Origin of the sequence: Massilibacteroides vaginae, from assembly GCF_900178525.1 — a bacterium.
GTDB lineage: Bacteria > Bacteroidota > Bacteroidia > Bacteroidales > Tannerellaceae > Massilibacteroides > Massilibacteroides vaginae.
The window spans coordinates 311316-324228 of sequence record NZ_FXDJ01000006.1 but is presented as its reverse complement, the minus strand read 5'-3'; the positions used below and the strand labels follow the sequence as shown (position 1 = coordinate 324228).

Sequence of the window (12913 nt, the reverse complement as noted above, 5' to 3'; positions counted from 1 at the left end):
TACTATATAAAAAAAAAGATATCCTTTATTTTTCCAAAAATAAAGGATATCTTTTTAAAAATAAAGGATGTATTTTTCGGGGTGTTTTATGCGTTGATTATCAACGCTATTTTTTGGCCGAAAAAGCCTGATTTTCCCCTTTTCGAAAGTGTGTTTTACTCCTAATAAATCTCTTTTGCGATTTGTCTAACGCTCTCTGTTGCCATCATCGAGTAGAAGTGGATGCTCGGAACGCCATACGCAATCAGTTCTTTGCATTGTTGAATTCCCCATTCAACACCTACCGCCTTTGCTTCATCGTCGTTCTTGCATTTTCTTAGTTCGCCGGCCAACGGTTCCGGAATGTCTGATCTGAATATACGTGGCAATACGGTTAGTTGATTCTGAAACACAATCGGTTTGACTCCCGGAATAATCGGTATGGTAATTCCTTCTGAGCGAAGGCGCTCTACGAAATCGAAGTATTTCTGATTGTCGAAAAACATTTGTGTTACGAGATAGTCCGCCCCGTTACGCACTTTTTCTTTAGCATAGAAAATATCAGAATCCATATTGGGCGCTTCCTCATGCTTTTCCGGATAGCAAGCCATTCCGTAGGAAAAAGGTGTTTCGTTGGCTTCGAATGCCGAACCATCCACCGCGATGCCCCGATTGAAATTGTTTACCTGCTCCTGAAGCTCTGTGGCATAGTTGTGATATAAATTAGGGTCGGTTGTCGGCTCAAGTGTTTTTATATCTCCCCGCAGTAAAAGCAGGTTGTAAACACCCAGAAAATTCAGGTCGATCAACGCATATTCCGTTTCGTCTTTGGTAAACCCCTTGCAAATTATATGCGGAATAGCCGGTATCTTGTATTTGTTCTGTATGGCAGACGCGATAGCTACCGAACCGGGGCGTTTACGCACGTTTACGCGCTGAATGGTATGGTCGGGAAGTGTTTTGTATATATTTTCACTGTGATGTGAAGTGATATTGACATATTTGGGATCAAATTCCAGTAATTTATCAATTACATTGTAAACTTTCTGGATGCTGTTGCCTTTCAAGGGCGGGAGTATTTCGAACGAAAACGCTGTTTTTTTGCTGTTATTTATAAGCTCAATTACTTTCATATTCTAATAAATTTTCAGGCAAATGTAACGATTATACTTCTAAATAGCGTACATTTGTAAATGTTAAATCATAGAACGATGAGATATGGAAAATGTTAACTGGTCTGATCTGTCATTCGGATATATGAAGACTGACTACAATGTGCGGTGTTGTTATCGTAATGGAAAATGGGGAGAACTGGAAGTTTCATCCTCCGAAATAATCAATATCCACATGGCCGCTACCTGCCTTCATTATGGACAGGAAGCTTTTGAGGGATTAAAGGCTTTTAGAGGCAAGGATGGGAAGATTCGTGTCTTCCGTATGGACGAAAACGCAAAACGTATGCAGTCGTCAAGTCGTGGCATTATGATGGCTGAATTGCCTGTAGAGATTTTTGAAGAAGCTGTGCGAAAAGTTGTGAAACTAAACGAACGCTTTATTCCCCCCTATGAAAGTGGTTCTTCTTTGTACATTCGCCCGTTATTAATCGGTACGGGAGCGCAGGTTGGTGTTAAGCCTGCCGATGAGTATCTGTTCGTTGTATTTGTAACACCCGTAGGCCCCTATTTTAAAGGTGGGTTTAAAACATCTCCTGTATGTATTATGCGCAATTATGACCGTGCCGCACCTCATGGCACAGGCACAATTAAGGTGGGTGGAAACTACGCCGCCAGCATGGTTGCCGGAGATAAGGCACGCAAAGGAGGCTATGCGGCTGTTCTTTACCTTGATCCGAAGGAAAAGAAATATATTGATGAGTGCGGACCGGCCAATTTCTTCGGTATACGTGGAAACAGCTATATTACGCCGGCGTCTCTTTCCATATTACCGTCTATCACAAATATGAGTTTAATACAGATTGCTCAGGATATGGGGCTTACCGTAGAGCGTCGCCCGGTTCCGATTGAAGAGTTATCTACTTTTGACGAGGCTGCCGAATGTGGAACAGCGGCAGTGATTGCTCCGATCTCGCAAATCGACGATCTGGATGAAAACAAATCCTATGTTTATTCTAAAGAAGGAAACCCCGGGCCAATATGCGAACGTTTATATAATAAACTTCGCGGTATTCAGTATGGCGATGAACCGGATGTTCATGGTTGGGTGAGAATTATTGAATAGAAAAACAGTATAGAATAAAAAAACGAGGATGGGCTAAAATGAATAGCGCATCCTCGTTTTTTTATGGTGTTGCCTGTCGATCAGAAAATAGGGAAAAGATAGGCCAGCTTAACACTCAGTACTTGGGGAGATGATTTGGCAAAGTAGTCAACGTCGCCTTTGCTGTTGCTGAAGATATCGCCCAACCCGTAATAATAACGCCCTTCCAGACTGAAGGTGCCCACGCCCGTTCTTAATTCAAACCCCGGACCTCCACAAAGTCCCCAGGAGAAGTTATACTGTACCGGTAAATTATGCTGTTTGGTAACCAAACCTTCTATAGCAGCCTCATCAATACGTTGAGAAGTGCTTTCGCTCAGTAAATAACTTATTTTGGGCCCCAAGTTAATAAAGAAACGAGCTCTTTTACCTCCGAAATAAATATGTGTAAGAAAAGGCAGTTCCAGGTAATTGAGCGTGCGGGTGTATTGGTAGTCTTTATCCGGAAAATCTTCGAAATCTTCATCCCAACCGTTTTGGCTGTAATTAATTTCCGCTTGCAACCCGATGTGATTCTCCGTGTTCCATCGCGCCATGATCCCTCCGGTAAAGCCCATTAACTGTTTTGTTTTTACTTTCGGAGCAAAAGAAATGGACGAAAAATTCGTTCCGAACGATGCTCCGATATAAAGTTCCTGTTTGAATGGGGTTTGCGCCTGAGCAATTGCGAGTGCTAACACCCCGAAAAGGATAAGTATGATCTTGTTTTTCATAGTTCTACATCTTCACGACTTATTGAAAAATCTTTCTTGTAATGCACCAGGAATAAGTGCGTGTTTATGAAACCTCCCCAGTTATTAACCCGATGAAAATCGAAGTTGGTCTGTAGGCTTTTGTACCTGATCTTGGGCAGATGGTCTTCAAAATTAGTCCCGTATTTATTCAACGCGGAGAAGAAATACATGCCCGTGTCAAATCCAAGTATTCCGTATTTAGGGAAAGAGTTGATCAGCGGTTTCGAAAACCAGGTTTTGTATCTTACGTAAAAATCATGAATGTCCGGAGACAGATTATCTGCGTAAAAATAGGAATAGATATGTGTGTTCAGTGCGAAAAAGTCGTCTAAACAATCCCGTGTGTAGGTTTGCCATTCAGGATAACCGTATAGCGTCAAACCATATTGCGGTTTTTCATCCGCAATGCTCCTGAGGCTTGTTCTTATTTTGTTTAACGCGTCGAGTGAACCGGAATAGGGTATCACCACATTTCGTTTCGTGCTGTCGAGCAACGCGGTAATATCAGAAGAAAAAGTTTCCTGTTTCCAGTTGCAATCAACGTACGATCTGTTACGCGAATCCAACTCCGCTTTCAATGTTTTGATGTAATCTGTTTTATTGTCTTTATCGTGCGTATTAACCAGAATAATATTGGCATCAGCAAATTGTCTGTTACATAGCTGGGCAGCTTTTGCGTAAATATACGAATGCGGTGTGTTTACCTGAAAAACAGATGCGTTGGAAAGCACATCGTCATTTCTTGAATTAAAAGGAATGATGTACTTGATGTCATGCTTTTTCGCAAATTCGGCAATCAGCGCGATCTGGTCATTCTGCACGGCTCCTATAATTAAGTTAGCCTCTTTCAGCTCATTGTTTTTAAGGATTTCCTTTGTTTTTTTTGTTCCCGATTCTGTGTCGTAAACGGAAAGCATAATCGATACGCCGTTATTCTTCAGGCTATCAATGGCTAACAGCAAACCTTCGTAATATTCAATAAAACGGAGCGACGCGTCGGTACGTACACTTTCATTCGCTTTGAAAGGAAGCAAAAGGGCAACCTTTACCATATTGACACGGTCTATCGTTTTAGGAGCGGTAAGTAAAGCATTCACCTCTTTTTCCCGGGGAGGAGTAAGGGTGCTCACTACGGTTTCTTCAGCCTGTACAGGGATTTTTAATATCATGCCTGCTTTAACACCATTTTTCAGTCGTGGGTTCCTCTCGGTAAGTTCCGTGCTGGAAACATTGAACTTCCGGCATATACTGTACATGGTTTCTTTCCGCTGAACGCGGTATTCAATTTCTTTTGTAATTGTTTTTATCTCTGTGGTAGGCAGATCGTCAATACTGATCGGCGGTATCCGGATAATTTTGCCAATGGTAAACGTTTCTACGGAAAGTCCCGGATTAGCCTTGACGATGTTTGTTGCCGGAATATTGTATTTTACCGTTAAGGAATAGAGCGTTTCTTTGGGTTGAATGGTGTGATAGGTATAAACATCGTCGGGCTTAATGTCGGATTTGGAAGAGGCTTCCTTTTGAGGAATAATAAGTATCGCACCGGCTTTTATTGATTCCTGACTGCCCGGATTTAGCTTGTAAATATCGCTCTCGCTTACCCCATACATGGTGGCGATGGAATAAACAGTTTCTCCACGTTCAATGGTGTGATGAAATATATTACTTTGCGAAACGTTGTTATTAGAGACCGGTTTATCCTGTTGGGAATAGCCGGAGTGCAGAGATAAACTTAATAAAAATAAGAGTATATTTATACGTATCTTGTTCATTTGCTGAAAGGATTATTTAAGGCAAAGATAGTGTAAGTCCATATAAAATACTAATTTTGGAAACTAATTACGGGAGTCCGATATGTTTAAAAGAAGATTAATAAGTTCAGGAATTTTAATCATTTTATTACTGGTTTCTTATAATGTATATGCCCAATATACGATAACGGGGGGAACAGGAACCCCTATGCTGGCCGAACCCAATACAGGAAATGACATAGATGTGTATTTGGTTTATGGCATGAGCGGGGTTGAGATCGGTTATTCTTCCTCCTCTTCTTCGCATCAGTGGTTTCGGTATAAATCAAAAGCACTGGAGGCCGAACCGGTAACTGCCCAACAGAATGGTACAACATCAGTAATAAGTAATCCGGAAGAAGGATACGGTTATTTTGTGAAAGAAACCTCCGGATTCACTAAATACGTCTGGCTTATTGATTACAGTAAATACAAAGCGGAATTGAACAACCTCCGCGTCTCAGGGATAAAGGATGATTGCGGACAAGTGAAATTAGAGGGCGATGGAAAACTCGAGCCGATGTATTATTATACACCGCGCGGAACGAAAATGGAGTTGGTTCGTTTGTTTGAATTAAAATACAATACAGAAGAATTGCGGCAGGATGATCTGTCAACAACAATTATCCCCATACAAAAAACGGATACGATAAAGGGCTACCCATTCGGGCGTAATATAAGTGCCCCTTATACGGATACGGAATTTACGCTGAAGGGAGATATGTTTGCCCGTCATTTTAATATGGAGCAACAGGTTACCTCCGAATGGTATACCACAACTGCCTTGTTGGTAGCTGTAGACACAACATATATTGATAATGGTGATGGCGGTGCGAAAATTCTGGAGGATGGAATCTTTTCGGCACCGCTCGATGTGCGTTTTACCGCTGTTGCGAATGAACCGGTGGCAAATGCTTTTACCTGGAAGATATACAGCAAAACAGACCCATTGCAAAATCCGGCTATTTACCGGGGCAGTGAGGTTGAACATTTATTTGATCGTGAGGGAACATTCGCCATTGAATTGCAGGTGTTGGATAGAACAGGACAGTGTGAAACCGTTTTGTCTGATTATGAAATAACGATCAGTGAATTTTATTGGGATGCTCCGAATGTGTTTTCACCCGGAGCATCGCCCGGTATCAATGATGAGTTTAAGATAAGGTATAAATCAATTACCTCGTTCAAAGGTTGGATATTTAACCGTTGGGGTAATGAAATGTTTTATTGGACCAATCCTGATTTAGGATGGGATGGAAAAAAAGGAGGTAAATATGTGGCACCCGGTGTATATTTTTATATCTTAGAAGCAAAGGGCTCGGACGGCAAAACACATAAAAAGAAAGGAAGTATAAGTATACTTCGATCAAAAACAGAAAGAAATGAAATTATTGAATAAAGAAAAATTTAGTTGTCTGGCAGGAACTTTTATTTGTCTCTCTGCCTGTGTTTCATTAGGATCTAATGATTCGCTTAAAATAGATGGCAGAACTAATAATGCAACTGTTGAGGGTGTCTCTCAGGCAATCACGATGAACCCGGAAATACCCGCTTCGGTTATGTTTTGTGGTGACAAGATCGACCTGACCCGCTATAATATGCACGAAGGTTTAGACCGGGAATTAGCCAGTTTCACTTACTTTCATTCAACTACAATGTTGTTGATAAAGCGTGCGAATCGTTATTTCCCGATAATAGAACCAATTTTGAAAGCAAACGGAATTCCAGATGACTTTAAATACTTGGCTGTGATTGAAAGCCATTTAGATCCGCAGGCATCTTCTCCTGCCCGTGCCGTAGGTATGTGGCAATTGTTGGAAGGAACGGCAAAAGATGAAGGATTGGTTGTTCTCGGGACGGTTGATGAAAGAAGGCACGTTGTAAAATCAACAGAAGCTGCCTGCCGTTATCTGAAGAAAGCATACGCTAAATATAATAGTTGGACGGATGTGGCCGCTTCGTATAACGCGGGCATGGGTCGCATCTCCGGAGAGTTGCAGAAGCAGAGTGCGGATAGTGCCCTTGATCTTTGGTTGGTTGAGGAAACTTCTCGCTATGTGTATAGAATGATGGCGATCAAACAGATTTTTGAAAACCCGACGAAATATGGTTTTGTTCTCAAAGCCGAGGATTTATATAAGCCTATCCGGATGAATCAAGTCAAAGTTACTGCCGATATTCAGGATTTGAGCGCGTTCGCGCAGGAACAAGGTATAACGTATGCCGACCTGAAACGATTTAACTCGTGGTTGAGAGACCGTAAATTAGTGACAGGAGGTAAAACATATTATATAGATATTCCGGAAAAGGAGGATCTGTTTTATAAAACGCCGAATACAGTTGTGCATGACCCTCGTTGGGTTACGAAATAGGATGATTTAGAACAATGAATGATAACACTGCTTTAGAAGAAGGGCTGATTTCCGTATTAGGCGCCCGGGTTCATAATTTAAAAAACATAGATGTCGATATACCGCGCAACAAATTGTCCGTCATAACCGGAATGAGTGGGAGTGGTAAATCGTCGTTGGCTTTTGATACGATCTTTGCCGAAGGACAGCGACGTTATATTGAAACGTTTTCTGCCTACGCGCGTAATTTTCTGGGAAATATCGAAAGACCGGATGTCGATAAGATCACAGGTTTAAGTCCTGTAATCTCTATCGAGCAAAAGACAACAAACAGAAATCCCCGTTCAACCGTCGGAACTACAACAGAGATCTACGACTTCTTACGCTTGCTCTACGCCAGAGCCGGAGAAGCCTACTCGTATCTGAGTGGGGAGAAGATGGTGAAATATACCGAAGAACAGATACTTGATCTGATTCTCGAACATTATAAAGGAAAGAAAACCTATATCCTTGCCCCGGTTGTCAGAAATCGTAAAGGGCATTACAAAGAACTCTTTGAGCAGATACGCAAAAAGGGCTTTCTGAACGTTCGTGTGGATGGCGAATTGCGTGAGATAATTCACGGCATGCGTCTGGATCGTTATAAAATGCACAGTGTAGAAGTGGTAATCGACAAACTGGTAGTCTCCGCCTCTGATGAAAAACGATTGAAAGACAGTGTGCGTATAGCGATGAAACAAGGAGATGGCTTAATCCTTCTACTTGATGCCGATACCAATGAGGTGCGACATTACAGTAAACGCTTGATGTGCCCTATAACCGGACTATCTTACAGTGAGCCGGCGCCGCATAATTTTTCATTTAATTCACCTCATGGTGCTTGCCCGAAATGCAAAGGGCTCGGTGTGGTTAATCTGTTAGATATGGAAAAGATTGTGCCGGACGCATCACTTAGTATTTATAACGGAGGGATTGTTGCGCTTGGTAAGTATAAAAATTCGCTGATATTTTGGCAGATTGATGCCATTTGCGAAAAGTACGGAGTGACAGTTAAAACTCCCATTAAAGATATTCCGGAAGAGGCAATCGACGAGATCATGAATGGAACCGATGAGCGTCTGCAGATTAAAAATGAATCGCTCGGTAATTCGAACTACTTTATTACTTACGAAGGTGTCGCTAAATATATCCTTATGCAACAGGATACGGAGGCATCTGCAACAGCGCAGAAATGGGCAGGGCAATTTATAAAAGAAACCATTTGCCCGGAATGTAATGGGGATAGATTGAATAAAGAGGCATTGAATTATCGTATAGATGGTAAAAATATTGCGGCTTTATCTAAAATCGATGTTTCGGAATTAAGCGAATGGTTAGCTGGTCTTGAAGATCGCATAAGTGAGAAGCAGCGATTGATTGCCGGCGAAATACTAAAAGAAATACGCTCAAGACTTAAGTTCCTTTTGGATGTAGGGCTGGATTATCTGGCTCTTAATCGAGCTTCCGCTTCTTTGTCAGGAGGCGAAAGTCAGCGCATCCGTTTGGCAACCCAGATCGGGAGTCAGTTGGTCAATGTATTATATATTCTGGATGAGCCAAGTATCGGTTTGCATCAACGCGATAATGTGCGACTTATTAATTCATTGAAGGATCTTCGTGATACGGGTAATTCTGTAGTAGTAGTAGAACACGATAAGGATATGATGCTGAATGCGGATTATATCGTAGACCTTGGTCCTAAAGCCGGACGACTCGGTGGGGAAGTCGTATTTGAAGGAACGCCGGACGAGATGTTGAAGTCTGATACAATGACTTCGGCTTACCTGAATGGGAAAGTGAATATTGAAATTCCTGCGGTAAGACGGAAAGGGAACGGTTCATTTATAAAACTAATCGGAGCGACAGGGAATAATCTTAAAAATGTGACGACTCAATTTCCGTTGGGAACGTTGATTTGTGTAACGGGAGTGTCGGGAAGTGGTAAGTCAACGTTAATAAATCATACGCTGCAGCCGATTATCAGTAAAGAGTTTTATCACTCATTGGCAGAGCCGCTTCCTTATCAGTCAATAGAAGGCATTGAGCATATCGATAAAATAGTAAATGTAGATCAGTCTCCTATCGGACGATCTCCGCGAAGTAATCCGGCAACATATACCGGTGTTTTCTCGGATATCCGTAATCTGTTTGTGGAACTGCCCGAATCGAAAATGCGTGGATATAAGCCCGGACGTTTTTCTTTCAACGTATCCGGAGGTCGTTGTGAGACATGTAAAGGAAATGGCTATAAAACGATCGAAATGAATTTCCTGCCGGATGTGCTTGTTCCCTGTGAAGATTGCTTAGGCAAACGATATAACCGCGAAACACTTGAAGTTCGCTTTCGCGGAAAATCGATAGCCGATATTTTGAATATGACAATCAATATGGCAGTTGAGTTCTTCGAAAACATTCCCTCTATCTTGGGCAAAGTAAAAGTTTTGCAAGATGTAGGGTTAGGCTATATAAAGTTAGGACAACCATCTACCACACTTTCAGGAGGAGAGAGCCAACGCGTAAAATTGGCAACCGAATTGGCAAAACGAGACACCGGTAAAACATTATATGTACTTGATGAACCTACAACCGGATTACATTTTGAGGATATTCGGGTGCTGCTCGGAGTGTTGAATAAGTTGGTAGACAAAGGCAATACAATTATTGTGATCGAACATAATCTGGATGTGATTAAAAGCGCGGATTACCTGATAGACATTGGTCCGGAAGGCGGACGTAAAGGTGGAAATATCCTCTTTGAAGGAACACCGGAAGAGATGGTCGCCTCGAAAGCCAAAAGTTTTACCACTCCTTTTCTTAAAGAAGAATTAGCAAACAAACTAAATTAGTATACTAACTACAGAATAGGTAATGGCGGAAGAAGATAGTTATAGAACCATCAAAGGTATATCAGAGGGCTATTATAGCGAAAAAAGAAGTCGTTTCATTTCTTATGCGATTCCTGTACGTACGGTAGAGGACGTAAAAGCGGAATTGGATAAATACAGAAAGCAATATTACGATGCCCGGCATGTCTGCTGGGCATATATGTTGGGACATGCAAGGGAAGAGTATCGTGCCAATGACGATGGCGAGCCTTCCTCTACGGCCGGAAAACCAATACTTGGGCAGATCAATTCCAATCAACTGACAGATATTCTGATCATCGTAATCCGATACTTCGGAGGAATCGAATTGGGTACCGGGGGATTGATTGTCGCCTACAGAGCGGCAGCGGCAGAAGCCATTGCCTCAGCTGATATCGAAGAGAGAACAGTAGATGAAGATATCACCGTTTGTTTTGAATATCCTTTCCTGAACAGTATCATGCGTATCATAAAAGAAGATGGTCCTGAAATTATATCTCAAGACTTTCAAATGGATTGCGAAATGACACTGCGTATTCGGAAGGGAAATGCCGAAAAACTGAAGGCTCGATTAGCAAAAGTCGAGACTGCTACTGTTAAAGGTTGGAAAGAAGAATGATCTTTTAAGACAAAAAACCGACAATCTGTTCTAAATAGTACACATCCTCAGTGGTGAAATCATTTAGTTTGTCACTGTCGATATCTAATACCGCGATTACCTCTTCATTAAGTAGTAAGGGAACCACTACTTCAGACTTAGAATCACTATTGCACGCAATGTGTCCGGGGAATTCATCCACGTTTGGAACCAGGATTGTGTTTCTCTTCTCCCAGGCCATACCGCAAACTCCCTTTCCCTTTTTTATACGTGTGCAGGCTATTGGGCCTTGAAATGGTCCGAGAACCAACTCGTTATTCCGTACAATGTAAAAGCCTACCCAAAAGAAACCGAAAGTCTGCTTTAGTGCGGCAGCTACATTGGCCATATTCGCAACCTGATCAGATTCGCCCAACACTAAAGCTTTGATCTGAGGGATCAGTGTCTCGTATTTTTCCGACTTCAGTTCCCCACCTATAATTAAGTTTTCTGCCATTTGCTTTTTCCCATTTAAAAAGACCGTGAAGTTATAATAATTAATCAAATACGGGAAATAAACAGGTGTATAGTATGGGAAATTCATTGTAAAGTAGTATTTTAGCAGTAATCAATAAAAAATATAAGGCTATGAAGACTAAGATTAGAATTGCTATTGGGCGACAATTTGGTAGCGGAGGCTATGAAGTAGGACACAGATTAGCTGAATTATTAGAAATTTCATTCTATGATAAAGAATTATTGGTGATTGCAGCGAAAGAGAGCGGTTTGAATAAAGCGTTTTTCGAAAAAGCGGATGAACGTTCAACACATGGCTTATCGTATGCTTTTTCTTTAGGACTACCTTACATGGGGATGTTTACCCCCTATACGGACATATTGAGTAATGACGGGCTGTTTAAACTACAGAGTGATACCATTCGTAATGTAGCTAATAAGCAATCTTGTGTTCTTGTAGGACGTTGTGCCGACTATATCTTAAGAGACGATCCTAACTGTTTGAGCGTATTTATTCATAGTCCGCTTGAAAACCGGACAGAACGTACCATGGAAAGATACAAGCTGTCAAGAGAAGAGGCGGAAGAATTAAATTCGAAAACCGATAAACAGCGAGCTGCTTATTATAACTACTATACGAATAAGAAATGGGGTAGTGCCCTTTCTTATCATCTTTCTATTGATGTATCCATTCTGGGTATTGAAGGAACAGCTTTGTTTATAAAAGAACTGATAACGAAAAAATATTTTCAGGATAAAGATTGAATAATTGCACGCTGTTTGTTAAAATATTGAATGCGTTGCATCTCAGCACTTTCGGATATCAATGTTGAATACTTTTTTAGCGACATGATAAAGTCCCGGTTGTAATTATACACCATCGGATCTGTCGAGTAAATCGCATTGATAGAGAAAAGCCTGAATGCCGCCCAATTACCAAACGGAGTACTAATATAAGTATAGGTCGCTTCAAAATTTATATTCGAAATATACACCTGTAGGTTTGTGCCTGTTTTAAATTTCCCCTTGGTTGCGTATTCTTCTAGGTCAAAAAGCAGATGAAGCAGATCTTCTTTAATTAACTCGACGTCTTTCTTGCTTATCAGATTTATATTGATAAAATAATTGACATCGTTAATGAAGCTGGTGAAAATCTGATCATCAAGAATATACATTGTCGACTTTATGTATTGAGTTTCCCGCACATATTCTTTCTGAAGATCCGTGATTCTGTCGGGTATGATAATGTCGGAATACGAATTATACGCATTGCTCTTGTCGTTCTGATAAATCCATTTAAACAGGCGGAATTTAGCCAGATTAGCGTATTTAAGATAAAAAACCTGCGGAATAAGATTAGCGGCCAGTCCTAATTCCGTATTCTCGTAATCTTTCAGGTTTAGATACGCCTCACAATATTCTTTGATTGTTTTTTCATAAGTTAAAATTGGGTCAGCCACGTCAATCATACTCAGGTTGAACTGTGCGTTTTTATTCAACTTCGTACCCACTGTATTATCCAAAGAGATCCCTAATTGTCTCGCAATAATGGCAGCTTCGTTCAACGTGAAAGGAACCTCTCCTCTGAGCCTTCTATACACGGCCTCTTTTCCAATGAAAAGTATTTCAATCAGCACATTTGCTAATCGGGTTCCATCCGGAATTTTACTTTCCATCTCTGCGATGAGAGCTTCGTTTAATGTTTGAACTGTCATATACTAATTTTTTATGCTATTAATATCTATTAAACAAATAAACACCTGTAATTGTATGTATGATTATG

General features: G+C 41.1%; 11 protein-coding genes. 6 read left to right on the top strand and 5 right to left on the bottom strand.

The window, feature by feature from the left end:
* Positions 1 to 161: 161 nt before the first annotated feature.
* On the bottom strand, positions 162 to 1112 hold the full coding sequence (locus B9Y81_RS01855) for a methylenetetrahydrofolate reductase (RefSeq protein WP_085535287.1): 951 nt from the start codon (positions 1110 to 1112) through the stop codon (positions 162 to 164).
* Between the two features lie 85 nt (positions 1113 to 1197).
* Here B9Y81_RS01855 and B9Y81_RS01850 point away from each other — a divergent pair, with 85 nt between their 5' ends.
* Positions 1198 to 2217 carry a branched-chain amino acid aminotransferase gene (locus B9Y81_RS01850; protein WP_085535286.1) on the top strand — a complete coding sequence of 340 codons (1020 nt, stop codon included), beginning with the start codon at positions 1198 to 1200 and terminating at the stop codon, positions 2215 to 2217.
* Between the two features lie 80 nt (positions 2218 to 2297).
* Here B9Y81_RS01850 and B9Y81_RS01845 read toward each other — a convergent pair whose 3' ends face one another.
* Both B9Y81_RS01845 and B9Y81_RS01840 read right to left on the bottom strand, forming a co-directional pair.
* Entirely contained in the window at positions 2298 to 2969 is a 672-nt protein-coding gene (locus B9Y81_RS01845) for a porin family protein (protein ID WP_085535285.1), read from the bottom strand.
* Entirely contained in the window at positions 2966 to 4765 is a 1800-nt protein-coding gene (locus B9Y81_RS01840) for a LysM peptidoglycan-binding domain-containing protein (RefSeq protein ID WP_085535284.1), read from the bottom strand. The genes B9Y81_RS01845 and B9Y81_RS01840 overlap by 4 nt, the downstream gene beginning before the upstream one ends.
* A gap of 82 nt (positions 4766 to 4847) precedes the next feature.
* On the opposite strand from B9Y81_RS01840, the gene B9Y81_RS01835 reads away from it, so the two are divergent.
* Genes B9Y81_RS01835 through B9Y81_RS01820 form a run of 4 tightly spaced genes read left to right on the top strand, consistent with a single transcriptional unit; the run spans position 4848 to position 10656 of the window.
* Entirely contained in the window at positions 4848 to 6182 is a 1335-nt protein-coding gene (locus B9Y81_RS01835) for a T9SS type B sorting domain-containing protein (protein ID WP_085535283.1), read from the top strand.
* A complete protein-coding gene (locus B9Y81_RS01830; protein WP_085535282.1) occupies positions 6166 to 7155 on the top strand; it encodes a lytic transglycosylase domain-containing protein in 990 nt (329 codons plus the stop codon). Before B9Y81_RS01835 ends, B9Y81_RS01830 begins: the two co-directional genes overlap by 17 nt.
* 14 nt (positions 7156 to 7169) lie before the next feature.
* Positions 7170 to 10019, top strand: a complete 2850-nt coding sequence (uvrA, locus tag B9Y81_RS01825) for an excinuclease ABC subunit UvrA (protein ID WP_085535281.1) — start codon at positions 7170 to 7172, stop codon at positions 10017 to 10019.
* 22 nt (positions 10020 to 10041) lie between these two features.
* A complete protein-coding gene (locus B9Y81_RS01820; protein ID WP_085535280.1) occupies positions 10042 to 10656 on the top strand; it encodes an IMPACT family protein in 615 nt (204 codons plus the stop codon).
* Between the two features lie 4 nt (positions 10657 to 10660).
* On the opposite strand, the gene B9Y81_RS01815 is transcribed toward B9Y81_RS01820, so the two are convergent.
* A complete protein-coding gene (locus tag B9Y81_RS01815; RefSeq protein ID WP_085535506.1) occupies positions 10661 to 11131 on the bottom strand; it encodes a GAF domain-containing protein in 471 nt (156 codons plus the stop codon).
* A 131-nt stretch (positions 11132 to 11262) separates the two neighbouring features.
* Between B9Y81_RS01815 and B9Y81_RS01810 the strand changes: the two genes are divergently transcribed.
* Positions 11263 to 11895, top strand: a complete 633-nt coding sequence (locus B9Y81_RS01810) for a cytidylate kinase-like family protein (RefSeq protein WP_085535279.1) — start codon at positions 11263 to 11265, stop codon at positions 11893 to 11895.
* On the opposite strand, the gene B9Y81_RS01805 is transcribed toward B9Y81_RS01810, so the two are convergent.
* Entirely contained in the window at positions 11880 to 12845 is a 966-nt protein-coding gene (locus B9Y81_RS01805) for a hypothetical protein (protein WP_085535278.1), read from the bottom strand. The genes B9Y81_RS01810 and B9Y81_RS01805 overlap by 16 nt on opposite strands.
* Positions 12846 to 12913 lie beyond the last annotated feature (68 nt).